At 69.1% G+C, this 22,144-nt stretch carries 16 protein-coding genes, 1 tRNA gene and 1 pseudogene; 12 read left to right on the top strand and 6 right to left on the bottom strand.

The features are described 5' to 3' along the window. Positions 1–368 precede the first annotated feature (368 nt). On the bottom strand, positions 369–3,095 hold the full coding sequence (gene polA / locus ACFUO4_RS16975) for a DNA polymerase I (protein ID WP_383485062.1): 2,727 nt from the start codon (positions 3,093–3,095) through the stop codon (positions 369–371). 216 nt (positions 3,096–3,311) lie between these two features. Between polA and ACFUO4_RS16970 the strand changes: the two genes are divergently transcribed. From ACFUO4_RS16970 to ACFUO4_RS16930, 9 genes are all read left to right on the top strand, one after another. Beyond that, on the top strand, positions 3,312–5,606 hold the full coding sequence (locus ACFUO4_RS16970) for an FdhF/YdeP family oxidoreductase (RefSeq protein WP_383485059.1): 2,295 nt from the start codon (positions 3,312–3,314) through the stop codon (positions 5,604–5,606). A gap of 59 nt (positions 5,607–5,665) precedes the next feature. Beyond that, positions 5,666–6,154, top strand: coding sequence for a hotdog fold thioesterase (locus ACFUO4_RS16965; RefSeq protein ID WP_383485056.1), 489 nt, complete (start codon positions 5,666–5,668; stop codon positions 6,152–6,154). A gap of 49 nt (positions 6,155–6,203) precedes the next feature. Then, positions 6,204–6,608 (top strand): hypothetical protein, encoded by a 405-nt coding sequence (locus tag ACFUO4_RS16960; protein WP_383485053.1) that lies wholly within the window; start codon positions 6,204–6,206, stop codon positions 6,606–6,608. Next, complete coding sequence (locus tag ACFUO4_RS16955) at positions 6,605–7,213, top strand: Tat pathway signal sequence domain protein (protein ID WP_383485050.1); 609 nt, start codon at positions 6,605–6,607, stop codon at positions 7,211–7,213. The genes ACFUO4_RS16960 and ACFUO4_RS16955 overlap by 4 nt, the downstream gene beginning before the upstream one ends. 286 nt (positions 7,214–7,499) lie before the next feature. After that, a complete protein-coding gene (locus ACFUO4_RS16950; RefSeq protein ID WP_383485047.1) occupies positions 7,500–8,729 on the top strand; it encodes a branched-chain amino acid ABC transporter substrate-binding protein in 1,230 nt (409 codons plus the stop codon). A 140-nt stretch (positions 8,730–8,869) separates the two neighbouring features. Next, complete coding sequence (locus ACFUO4_RS16945; RefSeq protein WP_194080193.1) at positions 8,870–9,802, top strand: branched-chain amino acid ABC transporter permease; 933 nt, start codon at positions 8,870–8,872, stop codon at positions 9,800–9,802. Between the two features lie 5 nt (positions 9,803–9,807). Beyond that, positions 9,808–11,634 (top strand): branched-chain amino acid ABC transporter permease, encoded by a 1,827-nt coding sequence (locus ACFUO4_RS16940; RefSeq protein ID WP_383485042.1) that lies wholly within the window; start codon positions 9,808–9,810, stop codon positions 11,632–11,634. A 3-nt stretch (positions 11,635–11,637) separates the two neighbouring features. After that, a complete protein-coding gene (locus ACFUO4_RS16935) occupies positions 11,638–12,516 on the top strand; it encodes an ABC transporter ATP-binding protein (RefSeq protein WP_079310940.1) in 879 nt (292 codons plus the stop codon). Next, positions 12,513–13,229: an ABC transporter ATP-binding protein gene (locus ACFUO4_RS16930; RefSeq protein ID WP_079310941.1), complete on the top strand. Its 717-nt coding sequence runs from the start codon at positions 12,513–12,515 to the stop codon at positions 13,227–13,229. Before ACFUO4_RS16935 ends, ACFUO4_RS16930 begins: the two co-directional genes overlap by 4 nt. A 78-nt stretch (positions 13,230–13,307) precedes the next feature. Here the strand turns inward: ACFUO4_RS16930 and ACFUO4_RS16925 are convergent, their stop codons facing one another. Beyond that, positions 13,308–13,964: an ANTAR domain-containing response regulator gene (locus ACFUO4_RS16925; protein WP_079310942.1), complete on the bottom strand. Its 657-nt coding sequence runs from the start codon at positions 13,962–13,964 to the stop codon at positions 13,308–13,310. Between the two features lie 101 nt (positions 13,965–14,065). On the opposite strand from ACFUO4_RS16925, the gene ACFUO4_RS16920 reads away from it, so the two are divergent. After that, a tRNA-Leu gene (locus ACFUO4_RS16920) sits at positions 14,066–14,140 on the top strand. 106 nt (positions 14,141–14,246) lie between these two features. Continuing rightward, positions 14,247–14,946 (top strand): annotated as a pseudogene (locus ACFUO4_RS16915) (helix-turn-helix domain-containing protein). A gap of 10 nt (positions 14,947–14,956) precedes the next feature. Here the strand turns inward: ACFUO4_RS16915 and pyk are convergent. Continuing rightward, complete coding sequence (gene pyk, locus ACFUO4_RS16910) at positions 14,957–16,393, bottom strand: pyruvate kinase (RefSeq protein WP_079310944.1); 1,437 nt, start codon at positions 16,391–16,393, stop codon at positions 14,957–14,959. A 105-nt stretch (positions 16,394–16,498) separates the two neighbouring features. Further along, positions 16,499–17,215: an SIMPL domain-containing protein gene (locus tag ACFUO4_RS16905; RefSeq protein ID WP_383485036.1), complete on the bottom strand. Its 717-nt coding sequence runs from the start codon at positions 17,213–17,215 to the stop codon at positions 16,499–16,501. A 150-nt stretch (positions 17,216–17,365) separates the two neighbouring features. Here ACFUO4_RS16905 and ACFUO4_RS16900 point away from each other — a divergent pair, with 150 nt between their 5' ends. Beyond that, a complete protein-coding gene (locus tag ACFUO4_RS16900; protein WP_383485033.1) occupies positions 17,366–19,171 on the top strand; it encodes a bifunctional metallophosphatase/5'-nucleotidase in 1,806 nt (601 codons plus the stop codon). Between the two features lie 67 nt (positions 19,172–19,238). On the opposite strand, the gene ACFUO4_RS16895 is transcribed toward ACFUO4_RS16900, so the two are convergent. Further along, positions 19,239–20,663 carry a lysine N(6)-hydroxylase/L-ornithine N(5)-oxygenase family protein gene (locus ACFUO4_RS16895; protein ID WP_383485030.1) on the bottom strand — a complete coding sequence of 475 codons (1,425 nt, stop codon included), beginning with the start codon at positions 20,661–20,663 and terminating at the stop codon, positions 19,239–19,241. Further along, positions 20,660–22,069, bottom strand: a complete 1,410-nt coding sequence (locus tag ACFUO4_RS16890; protein WP_383485027.1) for a pyridoxal phosphate-dependent decarboxylase family protein — start codon at positions 22,067–22,069, stop codon at positions 20,660–20,662. The genes ACFUO4_RS16895 and ACFUO4_RS16890 overlap by 4 nt, the downstream gene beginning before the upstream one ends. Between the last annotated feature and the right edge of the window lie 75 nt (positions 22,070–22,144).

Below are 22,144 nucleotides of genomic sequence, written 5' to 3'. Positions count from 1 at the left end.
CCGCCGCGGAGGCGAAACCGCGGTGGCGCGCACCGCCGCGGCGGAGAAACCAGGGTGGCGCACACCGCCACAGAGGCGAAACCGGCGTAGCGCGCACCGCCACAGAGGCGAAACGCGGTGGCTTGCGCCCAGGCACGGCGGCCCCGCGGCGCGGCTTGCGCCCACGCACGGCGGCCGCGACGGCACGGCCCCGGACACCGTCGCGGCGGAGGGGGTCGAATCCCCGCAATCCCTCCGCCGCCGATCACCGGCCCATCAGGCCTCCGCACACCGGGCCACCGGACCCCGGGTCACCGGGCTACCCGGCTACCGAACGCCGCGAGCATCTCGGTACCCCCCGCCGCAGCCCCCCGCTCCACCGCCGGAGGCTAGTGCGCCGCCGACTCCCAGTCCGGGCCCACGCCCACCGAGACGTCCAGCGGGGCGCGCAGCTGGACCGCGCCCGCCATCTCGCGGCGGACGATCTCCTCGACGCGGTCGCGCTCGCCGGGGGCGATCTCCAGGACGATTTCGTCGTGGACCTGGAGCAGCATGCGGGAGGTCAGCTCCGCCTCGCTCAGGGCCTTGCCGACGTTGAGCATCGCGATCTTGACGATGTCGGCGGCCGTGCCCTGGATCGGCGCGTTGAGGGCCATCCGCTCGGCGGCCTCGCGGCGCTGGCGGTTGTCGCTGTTGAGGTCGGGGAGGTAGCGGCGGCGGCCGAAGAGGGTCGCCGTGTACCCCGTCGCCCTCGCCTCGTCGACCACGCGCCGCAGATAGTCCTGGACGCCGCCGAAGCGCTCGAAGTAGGTGTCCATCAGGGCCCGCGCCTCGCCCGCCTCGATGTTCAGCTGCTGGGAGAGGCCGAAGGCGGACAGGCCGTAGGCGAGGCCGTACGACATGGCCTTGATCTTGCGGCGCATCTCCGCGTCCACGGCGTCGCGCTCGACGGCGAAGACCTGCGAGGCGACGGTGGTGTGCAGGTCCTCGCCGGAGGTGAACGCCTCGATGAGGCCCTCGTCCTCCGACAGGTGGGCCATGACGCGCAGTTCGATCTGGCTGTAGTCGGCCGTCATCAGCGACTCGTAGCCCTCGCCGACCACGAATCCGCGGCGGATGGCCCGGCCCTCGTCCGTGCGCACGGGGATGTTCTGGAGGTTGGGGTCGGTGGAGGAGAGGCGTCCCGTGGCGGCGACCGTCTGGTTGAACGTGGTGTGGATACGGCCGTCCGCCGCGATGGTCTTGATCAGGCCCTCGACCGTCACGCGCAGCTTGGCCTGCTCGCGATGCCGGAGCATGATCACCGGCAGTTCGTTGTCCGTCTGAGTGGCGAGCCAGGCCAGGGCGTCCGCGTCCGTGGTGTAGCCGGTCTTGGTCTTCTTCGTCTTGGGCAGGCCCAGTTCGCCGAAGAGGACTTCCTGGAGCTGCTTGGGCGAGCCCAGGTTGAACTCGTGCCCGGCGGCGGCGTGGGCCTCCTTGACGGCCTGCTGGACGGCGCCGGCGAACATCTGCTCCATGGCTTCCAGATGGGCCCGGTCGGCGGCGATGCCATGCCGCTCCATGCGGGCCAGCAGCGCGGAGGTGGGCAGCTCCATGTCGCGCAGCAGGTCCGCGGCGCCGACCTCGGTCAGCTTGGCCTCGAAGGCCTCGCCGAGGTCGAGGATCGCGCGGGCCTGCACCATGAGGGCCTCGGCCTCGGCGCCGTCGTCCGCGCCGAAGGCGAGCTGGCCGTCGGCCGCGGCGGCGGGGACGAGCTCGCGGCCGAGGTACTCCAGGGACAGGGCGTCCAGGTCGAAGGAGCGGCGGCCCGGCTTGACGAGGTAGGCGGCGAGCGCGGTGTCCATGGAGACGCCGGCGATGCTCCAGCCGTGCTCGGCGAAGACGCGCATCGCGCCCTTGGCGTTGTGGAAGACCTTGGGCCTGGCGGCGTCGGCGAGCCAGCCGGTGAGGGCCTTCTCGTCGGCCTCGTCGAGCTGGGTGGGGTCGATCCAGGCGGCCGGTCCGCCGGCTGCCGCGAGGGCGATCTCGGCGACCGAGCCGGTGCCGAGGCCCCAGGTGTCGACCGTGGCGACGCCGAGGGTCTGGGTGCCGTGCTCGGTGAGCCAGGCGGACAGCTCGCCGGTGCCGAGGATCGTGCCGTCGAGTTCCACACCGGCCGTCACGACCGGTGTCGACTCGGCCTCCTCGGCGCCCGGGTCGACGGCCAGGAGGCGCTCGCGCAGCGAGGGGTTACGGATCTCGAGGGTGTCGAGGATCATCGCGAGCGTCTTGCGGTCGTACGGGGCGCGCTCCAGGTCGGCGACCGTCTTCGGCAGCTCGACGGTGCGGACCATCTCGGTGAGGCGGCGGTTGAGCTTGACCGCCTCGAGGTGCTCGCGCAGGTTCTGGCCGGCCTTGCCCTTGACCTCCTCGACACGCTCGACGAGGTCCGCGAACGAACCGAACTGGTTGATCCACTTCGCGGCGGTCTTCTCGCCGACGCCGGGGATGCCCGGGAGGTTGTCGGACGGGTCGCCGCGCAGGGCCGCGAAGTCGGGGTACTGGGCGGGGGTCAGGCCGTACTTCTCGAACACCTTCTCCGGGGTGAACCGGGTCAGCTCGGAGACGCCCTTCGTCGGATAGAGCACGGTGGTGTGCTCGCTGACGAGCTGGAAGGAGTCGCGGTCGCCGGTGACGATCAGCACCTCGAAGCCGGCGGCCTCGGCCTGGGTGGCGAGCGTGGCGATGATGTCGTCGGCCTCGAAGCCGTCGACGGCGAACCGCGATACGTGCATCGCGTCGAGCAGCTCACCGATCAGCTCGACCTGGCCCTTGAACTCGTCCGGGGTCTTGGAGCGGTTGGCCTTGTACTCCGTGAACTCCTCGGAGCGCCAGGTCTTGCGCGACACGTCGAAGGCCACCGCGAAGTGCGTGGGCGCCTCGTCGCGCAGGGTGTTGGCCAGCATCGAGGCGAAGCCGTAGATCGCGTTCGTCGGCTGGCCCGTCGCGGTCGTGAAGTTCTCCGCGGGCAGCGCGAAGAACGCGCGGTACGCCAATGAGTGCCCGTCCATGAGCATCAGGCGCGGGCGGCTGCCGCCGGGGCTGTTGTCGGTCTTCTTCGATGCTGTCTCTGCCACGCCCCCGATCCTGCCACGCCCCACTGACAGTCGTGCCCCGCCGCGGCCAAGCCCCGGCAGGGGCCACCCGACCGCGACCGTTCCCCCTTTCGCAACTATTGCTCAATACGCAACGATGGTCTCCGTCCTCCCCACGCCCCGGCGACCCTCGCTGTCGGCGGTGCGTGCGAGGATCGGAGACGTAGTTCACATGTGCATGCGAAGGAGAGCGCCGCGATGGCAACGAAGCCGCCCAAGGGTGATCCGGTCCAGGACGCTCCGCAGGTCGCCGGGCCGAAGCACGCGGCGGCGGGGCTGCCGGCCGTGGGCCACACCCTGCGTATCTCGCAGCAGCAGATGGGGCTGAAGCGGACCGCGCTGACGCTGCTGCGGGTGAACCAGAAGGAGGGCTTCGACTGCCCGGGCTGCGCCTGGCCGGAGCCGGACCACCGGCACACCTTCGAGTTCTGCGAGAACGGCGCGAAGGCCGTGGCCGAGGAGGCCACCCTGCGCCGGGTCACCCCGGAGTTCTTCGCCGCGCACCCCGTCACCGACCTCGCGACGCGCAGCGGCTACTGGCTGGGCCAGCAGGGACGGCTCACCCACCCCATGTACCTCCCCGAGGGCGGCACGCACTACGAGCCGGTGACCTGGGAGCGCGCCTTCGACATCGTCGCCGAGGAGATCGCCGCCCTCGGCTCCCCCGACGAGGCCGTCTTCTACACCTCGGGGCGCACCAGCAACGAGGCCGCCTTCCTGTACCAGCTCTTCGCGCGCGAGCTCGGCACCAACAACCTGCCGGACTGCTCCAACATGTGCCACGAGTCCTCCGGCTCGGCCCTGTCGGAGACCATCGGCATCGGCAAGGGCAGCGTCCTGCTGGAGGACCTCTACAAGGCCGACCTGATCATCGTCGCCGGCCAGAACCCGGGCACCAACCACCCGCGCATGCTCTCCGCGCTGGAGAAGGCCAAGGCGGGCGGCGCGAAGATCATCAGCGTCAACCCGCTGCCCGAAGCGGGCATGGAGCGGTTCAAGAACCCGCAGACCGCCCAGGGCATGCTCACGGGCGCCGCCCTCAACGATCTGTTCCTCCAGATCCGCATCGGCGGCGACCAGGCCCTCTTCCGCCTCCTGAACAAGCTGATCCTGGACACGGAAGGCGCCGTCGACCAGGCCTTCGTCGACGAACACACCCACGGCTTCGAGGAGTTCGCCGCGGCCGCCCGCGCCGCCGACTGGGACGAGACGCTCACCGCGACCGGCCTCACGCGCGCGGAGATCGAGGAAGCCCTCTCCCTGGTGCTCGCCTCGCGGCGCACCATCGTCTGCTGGGCGATGGGCCTGACCCAGCACAAGCACTCCGTGCCGACCATCCGCGAGGTGGTCAACTTCCTCCTCCTGCGCGGCAACATCGGCCGCCCGGGCGCGGGCGTGTGCCCGGTGCGCGGACACTCCAACGTGCAGGGCGACCGCACCATGGGCATCTTCGAGCGCCCCGCCCCGGCCTTCCTGGACGCCCTGGAGAAGGAGTTCGGCTTCGCGCCCCCGCGCGAGCACGGCTACGACGTCGTACGGGCCATCGAGGCGCTGCGCGACGGCAAGGCGAAGGTCTTCTTCGCCATGGGCGGCAACTTCGTCTCCGCCACCCCCGACACCGACGTCACCGAGGCGGCCATGCGGCGCGCCCGCCTGACCGTGCACGTGTCGACCAAGCTCAACCGCTCGCACGCCGTCACGGGCGCGCGTGCCCTGATCCTGCCGACCCTCGGCCGCACCGAGCGCGACCTCCAGGTCGGCCCGAACGGGAAAAGCACAGAGCAGTTCGTGACCGTCGAGGACTCGATGGGCATGGTGCACGCCTCCCGGGGCCGCCTGGAGCCCGCGAGCACCCACCTGCTGTCCGAGCCCGCCATCGTGGCCCGCCTCGCCCGCCGCGTCCTCGGCGAGGCCTCCCGTACGCCGTGGGAGGAGTTCGAGAAGGACTACGCCACGATCCGGGACCGCATCGCGCGCGTGATCCCCGGCTTCGAGGACTTCAACGCGCGGGTGGCCGAGCCCGGCGGCTTCACCCTCCCCCACGCCCCCCGCGACGAGCGCCGCTTCCCGACCGCCACCGGCAAAGCCAACTTCACGGCCGCGCCGGTCGAGTACCCGGCGCTCCCCGAGGGCCGGCTGCTGCTCCAGACCCTGCGCTCGCACGACCAGTACAACACCACGATCTACGGCCTCGACGACCGCTACCGCGGCATCAGGAACGGCCGCCGGGTCGTCCTGGTCAACCCCGAGGACGCGGCCGCGCTGAAGCTCGCCGACGGCTCCTATGTGGACCTGGTCAGCGAGTGGAAGGACGGCGTCGAGCGCCGGGCCCCCGGATTCCGCGTCGTGCACTACCCGACCGCGCGCGGCTGCGCGGCCGCCTACTACCCCGAGACCAACGTCCTCGTCCCGCTGGACGCGACCGCGGACACCAGCAACACCCCGGCCAGCAAGTCCGTCGTGGTCCGTCTGGAACAATCGGCGACCGACTGAGCGTTTGCTCAGTGGAGTGACACCGACGTGAGCGATCCCGACGAACGGAGCCGGGCCCCATGGGCGAGCAGCAGCACGTGAAGTTCCCGCAAGAGGTCATCGACGAGTACGCCGCGCTCGGCGTGGACCTCCCGGCCCTGTTCTCCGCCGGACACCTCGGCACCCGTATGGGCGTCCAGATCGTCGAGGCCTCGGCGGAGAAGGTCGTCGGGACCATGCCCGTGGAGGGCAACACCCAGCCGTACGGACTGCTGCACGGCGGCGCGTCCGCCGTCCTCGCCGAGACCCTCGGCTCGGTCGGCTCGATGCTGCACGGCGGCAGCTCGAAGATCGCCGTGGGCGTGGACCTGAACTGCACCCACCACCGGGGCGCCCGCTCGGGCCTGGTGACCGGCGTGGCCACGCCCGTGCACCGGGGGCGCTCGACAGCGACGTACGAGATCGTGATCAGCGACGAGGCGGGGCGGCGGGTGTGCACGGCGCGGCTGACCTGTCTGCTGCGGGACGTGAACCCGGGCGACGGTGCCCACGTCGGGGCCCGCGCCTGACGGTGAAGACCTCTGGCCCCGACCGTGCCGCAAGGCCTAGCGTCGGGGCATGCGAACGGGAGGAGCCCCGGTGCTCGGGGCCGGGGTCGGGTTCTTGGCGGTCCTGCTGACCCTCGGCGGATGCGGAGGATCCGGCTCCGCCGCCGCCCCGCGGGCCGGGACGACCACCACGGCGGCGGCCACGGCCGCCCCCACACCCCCCGAAGACCTCTGCACCCGCCTCGTCGCCCACTGGTCCCGCGAGGTGCTGGACCAGAACACCTACGGCGACTACCAGTCGATGGGCCTGTCCAACGGCCAGTACGACATCCTCATCAAGGTCGTCGACGCCGCCCGCGCCGAGAAGAAGAAGCAAGGCACCGCGGCCGCCGACCAGTTGATTGACCGTCAGGCCCGCAGCGGCTGCGTGCGGTGGTACCGCGACGGCGGCCCCGGCAAGGGGCCCTGGCAGTGAGTGGCGTGGGGCCGGTCGAACCGGGCGAGGGCACGCACCCCTGGGACGTCCTGGACGCCACCGCCCCGCCCCGGCCTCGCGGCCGCCTCGGCGAGTGGTACGACCGGCACCGGCGCGCCACCCTCGCCACCGCGACCGCCACGGCCCTCCTCGCGGGCGGCGCCTGCCTCTACGCGACCCGGCCCCAGCCGCCGGCGCCTCCCGCCCCGCCGTACCCGTCTCAAGTGACGGACCTGCACTACCTCAGCGGCGAGGCCACCCCCGCGGGCGCCGGGCGGCACAGCTTCAGCTTCGGGGTGGAGCTGAGCGTGCTCGCCGGGCCGCCGGTCACCGTGACCCGCGTGTCGCAGCCGTTCGCGGGCATGTCGGTGACTTCCACACCCGAGGTCCCCTTCAGGACGAGGGCGGGGACGAGCCGCAAGGTCGTCATCACGATGCATGTGTCGCAATGCAGGAAAGTGCCATGGAACGCCGGGCTCCCTTTCCTTGACGTAACTCTACGTAATACGCGCGCAATAGAAGTTCACAGTTTCATCCTCGGACAGCGATACGCCCAACACCTGTCAGAGGCCCTACAAGTAGCCTGCAGCAACGGTTCCGGGTAATTACCAAAACCCCTGAGACACCTGAACACCCCCGGTCACGTCCTGCGGGTTCTCAAAATGCGGACAGGGCGAATCGGCCTGAATTCCGCTGTTCCACCCACTCAGTACCGCTCTGCATTACGACGTGTCATAACAAGAGCGTCACAGCCTCTGTCAGACCCTCCTCCACCTCCCTGCACACGCTTAGAGTCACGCCCAGTCACCGCGCCATGGATTCACACAACAGACCAGCGCAGAGACTCGGCCGCTTCCAGGGGGAAGCGCCGCGCCAGTGAAAGGACGAATCGTGCGTCAACGTTCGCTCATCACCATCACCGCCGCGCTGGCGGCGGGAGCACTCACCCTCACCGCCTGCGGCTCGCGCGACGACGACGGCGGCTCGGACTCCGGTAGCGGCGGCACCAAGGTCGTCATCGGCGTCGACGCCCCGCTGACGGGTGACCTCTCCGCGCTCGGTCTCGGCATCAAGAACTCCGTCGACCTCGCCGCGAAGACCGCCAACAAGCAGAAGCTCGTCGACGGCGTCACCTTCGAGATCAAGGCCCTCGACGACCAGGCCCAGCCCTCCTCTGGCCAGGCCAACGCCGTTCAGTTGCAGTCCGACAAGTCCGTGCTGGGCGTCGTCGGTCCGCTGAACTCCTCCGTCGCCGAGTCCATGCAGAAGGTCTTCGACGACGCCAAGCTCGTCCAGATCTCTCCGGCCAACACCGGCCCGGCCCTCACGCAGGGTGTCGACTGGCAGACCAAGAAGGTCCGCACCTACAAGTCGTACTTCCGCACCGCGACCACGGACGCCATCCAGGGCCCGTTCGCCGCGCAGTACGTCTACAACGACGCCAAGAAGAAGAAGGTCTTCGTCATCGACGACAAGAAGACCTACGGCGCCGGTCTGGCCGCCACCTTCACGGCCGAGTTCAAGAAGATCGGCGGCAAGGTCGTCGGCACCGACCACATCGACCCGGACACCAAGGACTTCTCCGCGGTCGCCACCAAGGTCAAGAACTCCGGCGCCGACGTCGTCTACTACGGCGGCGAGTACCCGCAGGCCGGCCCGCTGAGCAAGCAGATCAAGGCCGCCGGTGCCAAGATCCCGCTCGTCGGCGGTGACGGCATCTACGACCCGACCTTCATCGAGCTGGCCGGCGCCAACAGCACCGGTGACCTCGCCACCTCCGTCGGCGCCCCGGTCGAGACCCTCGACTCCGCCAAGCAGTTCGTCGCCGACTACAAGAAGGCCGGCTACAAGGACGAGTACGCGGCCTACGGCGGCTACTCCTACGACGCCGCCTGGGCGATCATCCTGGCCGTGAAGAAGGTCGTCGAGGACAACGACGGCAAGCTGCCGTCCGACGCCCGCGCGAAGATCACCGCCGCCGTCCAGAACGTCTCCTTCGACGGTGTGACCGGCAAGGTCTCCTTCGACGAGTACGGTGACGCCACCAACAAGCAGCTCACCGTGTACGCCGTCGAGAACGGTGCCTGGAAGGCCGTCAAGTCCGGTACCTACACCGGCTGACCCACCCCCACCCGCACCACCTGAGCCGCGCGGGGCGCTGTTCCACAGGCGCCCCGCGCGGACTCACATCCGGCCCCGGACGCACATCCGGTCACTTCCGGTCACATCCGTCGAACATCCGAAACCTCGGAGGACATGCGGTGAACGAACTGCCGCAGCAGCTGGTCAACGGCCTGCTACTAGGAGCAATGTACGGGCTGGTCGCCATCGGCTACACAATGGTCTATGGCATCGTCCAGCTCATCAACTTCGCCCACGGCGAGATCTTCATGATCGGAGGGTTCGGAGCCCTCACGGTCTACCTGTACGTACTGCCCGACGGCACCACCATGTGGGTCGCACTGCCACTGATGCTCGTGGGAGCCGTCATCGCAGCCGTCCTCGTCGCCGTCGGAGCGGAACGGTTCGCCTACCGCCCCCTGCGCACCGCCCCACGCCTCGCGCCGCTCATCACCGCCATCGGCCTCTCCCTCGCCCTCCAGCAGGCCGTCTGGGCCTGGTACCCCGGCGCCAAGGAGTCCATCAACTTCCCCGAGATCCCGGGCGGACCCTTCGAGATCGGCAGCGTCACCATCCAGACCGGTGACATCTTCCTGTTCATCGCCGCCCCCGTCAGCATGGCCATCCTCGCCTACTTCGTCATGAAGACCCGCACCGGCCGCGGCATGCAGGCCACCGCACAGGACCCCGACACCGCCAAGCTCATGGGCATCAACACCGACCGCATCATCGTGGTCGCCTTCGCCCTCGGCGCCCTCTTCGCCGCCGTCGGAGCCGTCGCCTACGGCCTCAAGTACGGCCAGGTCCAGTTCCGCATGGGCTTCATCCTCGGCCTCAAGGCCTTCACCGCGGCCGTCCTCGGCGGCATCGGCAACATCTACGGCGCCATGCTCGGCGGCCTCGTCCTCGGCCTCGCCGAGACCATGGCCACCGCCTACATCGCCGACGTCCCCGGCTTCGACCTCCTCGGCGGCCAGTCCTGGGCCAACGTCTGGGCCTTCGTACTCCTCATCCTCGTACTCCTCGTCAGGCCACAAGGCCTGCTCGGCGAACGCGTCGCGGACAGGGCGTGACACCGATGACCACACAGACCACCGAAAACACCGGCGCCCCCGTCAACAAGGACAGCGCGCCCAAGGGCCTCGTCGGCCTCCCCGAGAACGTCGGCCGCGCCCTCGCCACCATCGGCGGCGCCCTCGCCGTCGTCTCCACCTTCCTCGCCTGGACCTGGACCTCCGCCTTCCCCGGCGACCTCACCGTCTACGGCTACCCCGGCGGCCTCCAGGTCCTCGTCCTCATCGGCGGCGCCCTCACCACCCTCTTCGGCCTCGCCTCCTACGGCGTCAAGGGCCTGCGCTGGCTCACCCCCGCGGGTGCCGACAGCTCCATCAAGCTCGCCGCACTCGGCACCTTCGCCACCGCCTGGTACACGGTCCTCGCGATCAGCACCGAACTCGGCGGCGTCGTCAACCTCGAACCCGGCGGCTACATCGCCGCGATCGTGACCCTGGCCGCGCTCCTCGGCGCCTTCTCGCTGCCCTTCGAGCGCCCCGAGCCCGACCCCGTCGACCCCGACGACACCGGCTGGGAGCAGTTCAAGCACACGGCGCGCCACAACTGGTCCATCTTCAAGGCCGCCATCGCCTCCGGCACCCCCCGCAAGGCTCCGACGCTCCCCACCTACGCCGAGATCCTCGTCATCGTCGCCGCCATGGCCGTCGGCCTGACCGTCTTCACGTACGGCATCGGCACCGAGTACGACGAACTCTTCGTCGGCTTCCTCATCACCGTCGGCTTCCTCTTCGCCGCCCTCGCCAAGGCCGGGCTCGTGGCCCGTGTCTCGGCCATCACCGGCAAGCACCGCACCATCACCATGTTCGGCGCCTTCATCGCCGCCGCACTCTTCCCCTTCACCCAGTCCGACGACCAGTACGCGACCATCGGCGTCTACATCCTGATCTTCGCCACCGTCGCCCTCGGCCTGAACATCGTCGTCGGCCTCGCCGGCCTCCTCGACCTCGGATACGTCGCCTTCCTCGGCGTCGGCGCCTACACCGCGGCCATGGTCTCCGGCTCCCCCGCCTCACCCTTCGACGTACACCTGCCGTTCTGGCTGTCGGCGCTGCTCGGCGCCGCCGTCGCCATGGTCTTCGGCGTCCTCATCGGCGCCCCCACCCTGCGACTGCGCGGCGACTACCTCGCCATCGTCACCCTCGGCTTCGGTGAGATCTTCCGCATCACCGTCCTCAACATGGACGGCACCTCCGGACCCGACATCACCAACGGCTCCAACGGCATCTCCTCCATCCCGAACCTCGACATCCTCGGATTCGACTTCGGCCAGTCGCACGACATCTTCGGCTTCACCATCGCGCGCTTCGCCAACTACTTCCTGCTCATGCTGTTCATCACGCTCATCGTCGTGGTGGTCTTCCAGCGCAGCAGCGACTCCCGCATCGGCCGCGCCTGGATCGCCATCCGAGAGGACGAGACCGCCGCCCTCGCCATGGGCATCAACGGCTTCCGCGTCAAGCTCATCGCCTTCGCCCTCGGCGCCTCCCTCGCCGGCCTCGCCGGCTCCGTCCAGGCCCACGTCACCTACACCGTGACCCCCGAGCAGTACCAGTTCGCCCACGTCGTCCCGCCCAACTCGGCCTTCCTCCTCGCGGCGGTCGTCCTCGGCGGCATGGGCACCATCGCCGGCCCCCTCGTCGGCGCGGCCCTGCTCTACCTCATCCCGGCCAAGCTCCAGTTCCTGGGCGACTACCAGCTCTTCGCCTTCGGCGTCGCGCTCGTCCTGCTGATGCGGTTCCGCCCCGAGGGCCTCATCCCCAACCGGCGCCGCCAGCTCGAATTCCACGAAGAGGCCGAAGCCCCCGCAGTCCTCAGCAAGACAGGGGTCTGACACATGACCGACACCACCACCGTCACCGGGACCACCGTCCTCGACGCCCGCGGCGTCACGATGCGCTTCGGCGGCCTCACCGCCGTACGCAACGTCGACCTCCAGGTCAACAGCGGCGAGATCGTCGGCCTCATCGGCCCCAACGGCGCCGGCAAGACGACCTTCTTCAACTGCCTGACAGGCCTCTACATCCCCACCGAGGGCGAAGTCCGCTACAAGGGCGACATCCTGCCGCCCAAGTCCTTCAAGGTCACCGCAGCCGGCATCGCCCGCACCTTCCAGAACATCCGTCTGTTCGCCAACATGACGGTCCTGGAAAACGTGCTCGTCGGCCGCCACACCCGGACCAAGGAAGGCCTCTGGAGCGCCCTGCTCCGCGGCCCCGGCTTCCACAAGGCCGAGGCGGCCTCCCGCGAACGCGCCATGGAACTCCTCGAGTTCGTCGGCCTCGCCAACAAGGCCGAGCACCTCGCCCGCAACCTCCCCTACGGCGAGCAGCGCAAGCTGGAGATCGCGCGAGCCCTGGCCAGCGAGCCCGGCCTCCTCCTGCTCGACGAGCCGACGGCCGGCATGAACCCCCAGGAGACCCGCGCCACCGAGGAACTGGTCTTCGCCATCCGCGACAAGGGCATCGCCGTACTCGTCATCGAGCACGACATGCGCTTCATCTTCAACCTCTGCGACCGCGTCGCCGTCCTCGTCCAGGGCGAGAAGCTCATCGAGGGCGACAGCGCCACCGTCCAGGGCGACGAACGCGTCATCGCCGCCTACCTCGGTGAGCCCTTCGAAGGCACCCCCGGCGACGAAGAAGTGGCCGAAGTCGAAGCAGCGGAGGCAGGCACCCCGTCGGACGCCACGCCCGGCAAGGAGAACGACCGATGACCGCACTCCTCGAGGTCGAGGACCTCCGCGTCGCCTACGGCAAGATCGAAGCCGTCAAGGGCATCTCCTTCAAGGTCGAGGCCGGCGAGGTCGTCACCCTCATCGGCACCAACGGCGCCGGCAAGACGACCACCCTCCGCACCCTGTCCGGCCTCCTCAAGCCGGTCGGCGGCCAGATCAAATTCGGCGGCAAATCGCTGAAGAAGGTCCCCGCCCACGACATCGTCTCGCTGGGACTGGCCCACTCCCCCGAGGGCCGGCACATCTTCCCCCGCATGACGATCGAGGACAATCTGCGGCTGGGGGCGTTCCTGAGGAACGACAAGGCCGGCATCGAGAAGGACATCCAGCGCGCCTACGACCTCTTCCCCATCCTGGGCGAACGCCGTAAGCAGGCCGCGGGCACCCTGTCCGGCGGCGAGCAGCAGATGCTGGCCATGGGCCGCGCCCTGATGTCCCAGCCGAAGCTGCTGATGCTGGACGAGCCGTCCATGGGTCTGTCGCCGATCATGATGCAGAAGATCATGGCGACGATCGCCGAGCTGAAGTCCCAGGGCACGACGATCCTCCTCGTCGAACAGAACGCCCAGGCCGCCCTCTCCCTGGCCGACCACGGCCACGTCATGGAGATCGGCAAGATCGTCCTGTCCGGCTCGGGCCAGGACCTCCTGCACGACGAGTCGGTCCGCAAGGCGTACCTGGGCGAGGACTAGGTCCTCTTAGTTGCGCTACGACGAGGCCCGCGCCCCCTGCTGGGGACGCGGGCCTCGCTGTCTGCGCCGTCTCGGGCGTCAGCCCTTGGACGCCTTCTTCTCCTCGGCGTCCTGGATGACCGCCTCGGCGACCTGCTGCATCGACATGCGCCGGTCCATGGACGTCTTCTGGATCCACCGGAACGCGGCGGGCTCGGTCAGCCCGTACTCGGTCTGGAGGATGGACTTGGCCCGGTCGACCAGCTTGCGCGTCTCCAGACGGAGCGTGAGGTCGGCGACCTCCTTCTCCAGCTCCTTCAGCTCGGTGAACCGGGACACGGCCATCTCGATCGCCGGCACGACGTCGCTCTTGCTGAACGGCTTCACGAGGTAAGCCATGGCACCGGCATCGCGGGCACGCTCGACGAGGTCGCGCTGCGAGAAGGCGGTGAGCATCAGCACGGGCGCGATGCGCTCTTCGGCGATCTTCTCGGCGGCGGAGATGCCGTCCATCTTCGGCATCTTCACGTCGAGGATGACGAGGTCCGGCTGGTGCTCACGGGCGAGCTCGATGGCCTGCTCACCGTCACCGGCCTCGCCTACGACGCTGTAGCCCTCTTCCTCCAGCATCTCTTTGAGGTCGAGCCGGATCAGGGCCTCGTCCTCGGCAATGACGACACGGGTCGTCAGCGGAGGCACGTGCGACTTGTCGTCGTCGGGCGCGTCTACGGGCTGGGGCGACTCGGGGGCGGTCACGGGGGCTCCTCGTTCAGGGGCAGGGGTGCTGCTCCCAAGAGCGTACCTAGCTACGGTAAGGTGGACGCGCAGAGGGTCAGGGGAAACCTTTGATTCTGCGGGCCCCGGTAGCCCAATTGGCAGCAGGCAACGGATTCAAAACCCGTACAGTGTCGGTTCGAGTCCGACCCGGGGCACTTTTCCTTCGATTCGAAGGTAGCCACCAAGAAGCGGATGTTCCCGCTCTCGTGAACATCCGCTTTTTGCTGCGTGTTGTCGCGATCGCTCGCACACGCTGATCGCATGTACGACATGGGCACACGCAAGCGGGCAATGGCTCTAGTCGCTGAGGGGCGCAGTCTGAGCTCGGTCAGCAGGGAAACAGGCATCTCCCGAGCGACACTCCGCAGTTGGCAACGCCGCATCGAGCCCCGACCCCGGCTGGGCCAACACCAACCCTGCCCTCGCTGCGACGAAGCACCGCACCTGCCAGAGGATCAAGCTGCGTACGCATACCTGCTGGGGCTGTACCTCGGCGACGGATGCATCAGTCCACACCGCCGAGGCGTGTATTACATGCGCATCGTGCTCGACAAGGCGTGGCTGCTTCGTGGTGTCAAGCACCAGCAAGCACTGGCCCTGTCTTTTCCCGCAACACGGCCCCGGCAAGAAGCACGATCGGCCGATCATCCTTGAGCCTTGGCAACAGGCCATCGTGGACGCCCACCCCTGGGAATTCATCCGGGGCCTCATCCACTCCGACGGCTGCCGCATCACCAACTGGACAACTCGCATGATCGCTGGCGAGCGCAAGCGCTACGAGTACCCCAGATACTTCTTCACCAATGTGTCAGCCGATATCCGAGGGCTCTACACGGACACCCTCGACAGGCTCGGGATCGAGTGGACACAATCCGCGCGCAACGGCAATGCGTTCAACATCTCCATCGCCCGCAAAGCCTCAGTAGCCTTGATGGACACCCACGTGGGCCCCAAGTACTAGCAACAAGCGCCTACTTGGGACTGTCATCCTCCCCCACGTGATGCACCCGGACCAGGTTCGTCGACCCCGCGACCCCGGGCGGCGAACCGGCCGTAATAACCACCACGTCCCCCTTCTCGCACCGCCCGTACTTCAGCAGCAGCTCATCCACCTGATCCACCATCGCGTCCGTCGAGTCCACCCGCGGCCCCAGGAACGTCTCCACACCCCACGACACACTCAACTGCGACCGAGTAGCCGGCTCCGGCGTGAAGGCCAGCAGTGGGATCGGTGAGCGGTATCGGGACAGTCGCCTCGCCGTGTCGCCGGACTGGGTGAAGGCCACCAGGAACCTCGCGCCCAGGAAGTCGCCCATCTCCGCCGCCGCCCTGGCCACCGCACCGCCCTGCGTACGGGGCTTGTTGCGTTCCGTCAGTGGGGGCAGGCCCTTCGCGAGGATGTCCTCCTCCGCCGCCTCCACGATCCGGGCCATCGTCCGGACCGTCTCCACCGCGTACTTGCCCACACTCGTCTCGCCCGACAGCATCACCGCGTCCGTGCCGTCGATGACCGCGTTGGCCACGTCCGATGCCTCCGCCCTCGTCGGGCGGGAGTTCTCGATCATCGAGTCCAGCATCTGCGTCGCCACGATCACCGGCTTCGCGTTCCGCTTCGCCAGCTTGATCGCTCGCTTCTGGACGATCGGGACCTGTTCCAGGGGCATCTCCACGCCCAGGTCACCGCGCGCCACCATGATCCCGTCGAACGCCGCCACGATGTCGTCGATCGCGTCCACCGCCTGCGGCTTCTCCACCTTGGCGATGACGGGCAGTCGGCGCCCCTCCTCGTCCATGATCCGGTGGACGTCCTCGATGTCCCGCCCGGAGCGCACGAAGGAGAGGGCGATGACGTCGAAGCCCGTGCGCAGCGCCCAGCGCAGGTCCGCTTCGTCCTTCTCCGACAAGGCAGGAACGGACACGGCCACACCCGGGAGGTTCAATCCCTTGTGGTCGGAGACCATGCCGCCTTCGATGACCGTGGTGTGGACACGCGGGCCGTCGACGCCCGTGACCTCCAGGCACACCTTGCCGTCGTCGACGAGGATGCGCTCCCCGGGCGTCACGTCGCCCGCCAGGCCGGCGTACGTCGTCCCGCACTGCCCCTGGTTGCCCTCCGCGTCCTCCTCCACGGTGATGGTGAAGGAGTCGCCGCGTTCAAGGAGTACGGGGCCTTCCGCGAAGCGGCCGAGGCGGATCTTCGGGCCCTGAAGGTCGGCGAGGAGGCCGACGCTGTGGCCGGTCTCGTCGGAGGCCTTGCGGACGCGCTGGTAGCGCTCCTCGTGTTCGGCGTAGCTGCCGTGGCTGAGGTTGAAGCGGGCTACGTCCATTCCGGCTTCGACCAGGGCTTTGATCTGGTCGTACGAGTCGGTGGCGGGGCCCAGGGTGCAGACGATTTTGGCTCGGCGCATGGTTCGACCTTAGGGCTTACCGGCGGGTAGAGAATTGGCCCGGCATGACTGCCCAACGACCTTTCGGTGAAGGGGTGTTGACAAGGATTGAAGCCGGCCGGCGGCTCACAGTCGCGGCGGGTGCATGGTGAAGCGGGCGTTGACCTGTGCGTAGACGCGTTGGCGTTGGGGTTCGAGGTCGAGGGGGGCCGCGGCGGTGTCTTCGGCGGCGGCGTAGGCCATGGAGCGCATGCGGCCGCCGGGGGCGGCGGGGGCGAGGGGCTGGGTGTTCTCGGCGCCGATGTCGGCGAGTTCCACCAGGGCCGCGAGTGTCGTGCCCAGGGCGTCCGCGTATTCCCGGGCCCGCTGGACCGCTTCCTTCACCGCCTGTTGGCGTGCCTCGCGGTAGGCCGGCGAGTCGGGGCGCAGGGCCCACCAAGGACCGTCCACATGGGTGAGGTCCAAGTCGGCGACGCGGGTGGTGAGTTCACCCAGTGCCGTGAAGTCCGTCAGTTCGGCGGTGATGCGGACGCGGCCGTGGTAGGCGTGGATGCGTTCGCCGCGGCCTTTCTCCTTCAGTTCGGGGGTGATGGAGAAGGAGCCTGTCTCCAGTTTCTCGACGGCGTCGCCGTAGGTCTTGATGAGGTCGAGGACGGTGGTGTTGCGGCGGGTGAGGTCGTCGAGGGCGGTGCGGCGGTCTTTGCCGCGGGCGGCGACGGTGACGCCGATGCGGGCGATCTCGGGGTCGACTTCGAGGCGTGCTTCGCCGCGGACGGCGATGCGGGGGGCGTCGGGGGTGCCGTAGGGCACGGCCGGTGCGGTGTCCGGGGAAGGTGTGGTCATACGACCCACTCTGTCACTTCTTGCCTGGTTGGCGGCGGGTGAAGTGACGGGTTAGGTCACCAGATCGAAACCTCTGGGGTCTATTGCCGTTCGGCATGCTCGGGTCAGAATCTACGCGCGTTGTTGACCGTTCCCCGAGGAGATCGAGACATGCCGTTGAACCGCAGGAAGTTCCTGGAGAAGTCCGCCGTGACCGGCGCCGGGGTCGCGCTGGCGAGTGCCGTGGGGGCTCCTGCGGCGCAGGCGGCGGCGGACGGGAAGGGGAAGAAGCCGGTGAAGCGGTACTCCCTGACGGTGATGGGCACGACGGACCTGCACGGGCATGTCTTCAACTGGGACTACTTCAAGGACGCGGAGTACTCGGACGCGAAGGGCAACGCGCAGGGTCTGTCGCGTATCTCGACGCTGGTGAACCAGGTGCGTGCGGAGAAGGGGCGCTGCAACACGCTGCTGCTCGACGCGGGCGACACGATCCAGGGCACGCCGCTGACGTACTACTACGCGAAGGTGGACCCGATCACGGCCCCGGGCGGTCCCGTGCACCCGATGGCCGCCGCGATGAACGCCATCGGGTACGACGCCGTCGCGCTCGGCAACCACGAGTTCAACTACGGCATCGAGACGCTGCGGAAGTTCGAGGAGCAGTGCGACTTTCCGCTGCTGGGTGCGAACGCGCTGGACGCGAAGACGCTGAAGCCGGCGTTCCCGCCCTACTTCATCAAGAAGTTCCATGTGCCGGGTGCGCCGCCGGTGAAGGTGGCGGTCCTGGGGCTCACCAACCCGGGTATCGCGATCTGGGACAAGGCCTACGTCGAGGGCAGGCTGACGTTCCCGGGTCTGGAGGAGCAGGCGGCGAAGTGGGTGCCGAAGCTGCGGTCGATGGGTGCGGACGTGGTCGTCGTGTCGGCGCACTCGGGGTCCTCGGGTACGTCGTCCTACGGTGACCAGCTGCCGTACGTCGAGAACTCGGCCGCGCTCGTGGCCCAGCAGGTGCCCGGGATCGACGCGATTCTCGTCGGGCACGCGCATGTGGAGATCCCGGAGCTGAAGGTCACCAACACGGCGACCGGCAAGACCGTCGTGCTGTCCGAGCCGCTGGCGTATGCGGAGCGGCTGTCGCTGTTCGACATCGAGCTGGTCTTCGAGAAGGGGAAGTGGACGGTCGAGTCGGTCGCGTCGTCGGTCCTCAACTCGAACTCGGTCGCGGACGACCCGAAGATCACGAAGCTGCTGAAGGACGACCACGACATCGTGGTGAAGTACGTCAACCAGGTGGTCGGTACGGCGACCGAGACGTTGACGACGGTCGAGGCGCGGTACAAGGACGCGCCGATCATCGACCTGATCACGAAGGTGCAGGAGGACGTCGTCAAGGCGGCGCTGGCGTCCACGGAGTACGCCTCGCTGCCGGTGATCGCGCAGGCGTCGCCGTTCTCGCGGACCTCGGAGATCCCGGCCGGTGACGTCACCATCCGCGATCTGTCGAGCCTGTACGTGTACGACAACACGCTGGTCGCGAAGCTGATGACCGGGGCGCAGATCAGGGCGTACCTGGAGTACTCGGCGCAGTACTTCGTGCAGACGGCGCCGGACGCGGTGGTGGACGTCGAGAAGCTGACGAACGCGAACAACCGGCCGGACTACAACTACGACTATGTGTCGGGGCTGTCGTACGACATCGACATCGCGCAGGCGGCGGGTTCACGGATCAGGAACCTGACGTACAACGGTGCGGCGCTGGACGACGCGCAGCAGTTCGTGTTCGCGGTGAACAACTACCGTGCGAACGGCGGCGGCGCGTTCCCGCATGTGGCGTCGGCGAAGGAGCTGTGGTCGGAGTCGACGGAGATCCGGACCCGGATCGCGGAGTGGGTGACGGCGAAGGGTGTGCTGAACCCGGCTGACTTCGCGTCGGTGGACTGGAAGCTGACGCGGAACGGTACGCCGGTGTTCTAGCCGGCCCTGGAGTGTTGGACTCGTCGCGGACCCGGCCTTGAGGCGGTACGGGTCCGCGACGGCTTTTCTATCGGGCGTCGGTCAGCGGGGTGAGCGCGGCCGGGGCCTGGCGGGCCTGCGGTACCCGGGCGGGCTGCTCGAGTCCGAAGGTGGTGAAGGCCGTTCGGGCGGGCAGCGGGTAGGGCTCCTTGCCGGTCACGGTGTTGAGGATGGCGGCGCTGCGCCAGGCGGCGAGGCCGAGGTCGGGGGTGCCGACGCCGTGGGTGTGGCGTTCGCCGTTCTGGACGTAGAGGGAGCCGGTGACGGAGGGGTCCATGACGAGCCTGAACTGTTCGTCGACGCGGGGGCGGTCGCGGCTGTCGCGGCGCAGGTAGGGGTCGAGGCCGGCGAGGATGCGGTCGAGGGGGCGTTCGCGGTAGCCGGTGGCGAGGACGACGGCGTCGGTGGTGAGGCGGGAGCGGGTGTTCTGCTCGGTGTGTTCGAGGTGGAGTTCGACCTTGGTGGTGGCGACGCGGCCGGCGGTGCGGACGCGGACGCCGGGGGTGAGGGTGGTGTCGGGCCAGCCGCCGTGCAGGGTGCGCTGGTAGAGCTCGTCGTGGATGGCGGCGATGGTGTCGTTGTCGATGCCCTTGTGGAGTTGCCACTGGGTGGTGACGAGGCGGTCGCGGGTGCCTTCGGCGAGGGCGTGGAAGTAGCGGGTGTAGTCGGGGGTGAAGTGCTCCAGGCCGAGCTTGGAGTACTCCATGGGGGCGAAGGCCTCGGTGCGGCCGAGCCAGTGGAGGCCTTCGCGGCCGGCGGGGCGCTGGCGGAGCAGGTCGAGGAAGATCTCGGCGCCGGACTGTCCGAGGCCGATGACGGTGACGTGTTCGGCGGCGGCGAGCGTCTTGCGGTGGGCGAGGTAGTCGGCGGCGTGGATGACGGGCACGCCGGCGGCTGCGACGAGGGGCTTCAGCGGTTCCGGGATGTAGGGCTCGGTGCCGACGCCGAGGACGATGTTCTTGGTGTAGGTCCGTCCGAGGGCCTCGGCCTCTCCCTCCGCGTCGAGCTGGGTGAAGTCGACCTCGAAGATGTCGCGTTCGGGGTTCCAGCGGACGGCGTCGACCTGGTGGCCGAAGTGGAGGCCGGGGAGGTTCTCGGCGACCCAGCGGCAGTAGGCGTCGTACTCGGCGCGCTGGATGTGGAAGCGCTCGGCGAAGTAGAAGGGGAAGAGCCGCTCGCGGGCCTTGAGGTAGTTGAGGAAGGTCCAGGGGCTGGCGGGGTCGGCGAGGGTCACCAGGTCGGCGAGGAACGGGACTTGGATTCTCGCGCCGTCGATGAGGAGGCCCGGGTGCCAGTCGAAGGCGGGGCGTTGTTCGTAGAAGGCGGTGTCGAGTTCGGCGAGGGGGTGGGCGAGGGCGGCGAGGGAGAGGTTGAAGGGGCCGATACCGATGCCGACCAGGTCGCGGGGTGCGTCGGGCTCGTGGGGCGGGGTGGGGGCGGGGGTGGGGCTCATCGCGGGGTGGTTCCTTCCACGAGTTTCAGGAGGGCGGCCAGGTCGTCGGGCCGGGTGTGGGGGTTGAGGAGGGTGGCCTTGAGCCAGAGCCGGCCCTCCATGCGGGCCCGGCCGAGGACGGCGCGGCCGGTGGTGAGGAGGTGCCGGCGGGTGGCGGCGATGTCGTCGTCGGTCGCGTGCACGGGGCGGAACAGGACCGTGCTGATGGTGGGCCGGTCGTAGAGCTCGAAGCGGGGATGCGCGTCAAGCAGGTCCGCGAACTCGCGTCCGCGGTCGCAGACTTGGTCGACGAGGGCGCCGAGTCCGGTCCGTCCGAGGGTTTTCAGGGTGACGGCGATTTTCAGCACGTCGGGGCGGCGGCTGGTGCGCAGGGAGCGGCCGAGGAGGTCGGGGAGGCCGGCCTCGGTGTCGTCGTCGGCGTTGAGGTAGTCGGCGCGTTGGTGGAGGGCGGCGAGGTCCTGCGGGGCCTTGACCGCGAGGAGGCCTGCGGCGACGGGTTGCCAGCCGAGTTTGTGCAGGTCGAGGGTGACGGTGTCTGCGACGCTTATGCCGGTGAGCTTGGCTCTGTGCGCTGCGCTGAAGAGGAGGCCTCCGCCGTATGCCGCGTCGATGTGGAGGCGGGCGCCGTGGGCTTCGCAGACGGCGGCGATCTCGGGGAGGGGGTCGATGAGGCCGGCGTCGGTGGTGCCTGCGGTGGCGGCGACGACCGACGGGCCTTGCAGGGCCTTGTCGAGGGCGGCGGGGTCGAGGGTGCCGTTGGGGGTGGGGACGATGATCGGGGCGGGCATGCCGAGTAGCCATGCGGCTCTGGGGAGTGAGTGGTGTGCGTTCTCCCCGCAGACGAGTTGGACTTCGGGGCCTTGGGTCTCTCGGGCCAGGAGGAGGGCGAGTTGGTTTGATTCCGTGCCACCGGTTGTGATCAGAGCGTCGGGCCGGTGGGGGTTTGTCGCGCCCCGCGGCGGAGCCGCAAATCGATACAGCCCCGCGCCCCTGAGGGCGTCACCGTAGACCTCGCTCGCAATTGCACCCGTGATCAGCGCTTCCAGTTCGGAAGCTGCCGGCGCCTGGTCCCAGGAGTCCAGGGAGGGGTTGAGGGCACTCGCCGCCAAATCCGCTGCCGCCGCGACCGCCAGCGGCGGGCAGTGCAGGTGCGCCACACAGAGCGGGTCCGCCGGGTCGGCGGAGCCCTCCGCCAGCACCCGCACCACGTGCCGTAGCGCCTCCGGGTCGCCCTCGTCCGGGAGTACGTCCCCCACGGCCGCCCGTAGCCGTGTCGCCACCGCCTCCGGCCCGCCTCCCGGCAACGGCCCCCCACGCGCCCGCGCCCCCTCCCCCAGGGCCTCCAGGACCTCTGTGAGCAACGGGTGCAGGGCGTCGGGGCCGGACGCGAGCGGTGGGGTGGGCATCGTGGGTCCTCCCGGGCGCGCTGGGCTAGAGGGAGTTCCAGCTTGTACGCGGATGCGGCATCGCGCCCGGGAAGA

It is taken from the genome of Streptomyces sp. NPDC057280, assembly GCF_042668605.1.
Lineage (GTDB): Bacteria > Actinomycetota > Actinomycetes > Streptomycetales > Streptomycetaceae > Streptomyces.
Note: the sequence above shows the minus strand (reverse complement) of the source record. Positions and strands in the feature narration are given on the sequence as shown.

Coding starts and splice junctions, on each gene's coding strand:
- ACFUO4_RS16970 (WP_383485059.1), top strand. CDS start 3,312: ATGGCAACGAAGCCGCCCAAGGGTGATCCGGTCCAGGACGCTCCGCAG.
- ACFUO4_RS16965 (WP_383485056.1), top strand. CDS start 5,666: ATGGGCGAGCAGCAGCACGTGAAGTTCCCGCAAGAGGTCATCGACGAG.
- ACFUO4_RS16900 (WP_383485033.1), top strand. CDS start 17,366: ATGCCGTTGAACCGCAGGAAGTTCCTGGAGAAGTCCGCCGTGACCGGC.
- ACFUO4_RS16930 (WP_079310941.1), top strand. CDS start 12,513: ATGACCGCACTCCTCGAGGTCGAGGACCTCCGCGTCGCCTACGGCAAG.
- ACFUO4_RS16890 (WP_383485027.1), bottom strand. CDS start 22,069: ATGCCCACCCCACCGCTCGCGTCCGGCCCCGACGCCCTGCACCCGTTG.
- ACFUO4_RS16960 (WP_383485053.1), top strand. CDS start 6,204: ATGCGAACGGGAGGAGCCCCGGTGCTCGGGGCCGGGGTCGGGTTCTTG.
- ACFUO4_RS16905 (WP_383485036.1), bottom strand. CDS start 17,215: ATGACCACACCTTCCCCGGACACCGCACCGGCCGTGCCCTACGGCACC.
- ACFUO4_RS16895 (WP_383485030.1), bottom strand. CDS start 20,663: ATGAGCCCCACCCCCGCCCCCACCCCGCCCCACGAGCCCGACGCACCC.
- ACFUO4_RS16935 (WP_079310940.1), top strand. CDS start 11,638: ATGACCGACACCACCACCGTCACCGGGACCACCGTCCTCGACGCCCGC.
- ACFUO4_RS16940 (WP_383485042.1), top strand. CDS start 9,808: ATGACCACACAGACCACCGAAAACACCGGCGCCCCCGTCAACAAGGAC.
- pyk (WP_079310944.1), bottom strand. CDS start 16,393: ATGCGCCGAGCCAAAATCGTCTGCACCCTGGGCCCCGCCACCGACTCG.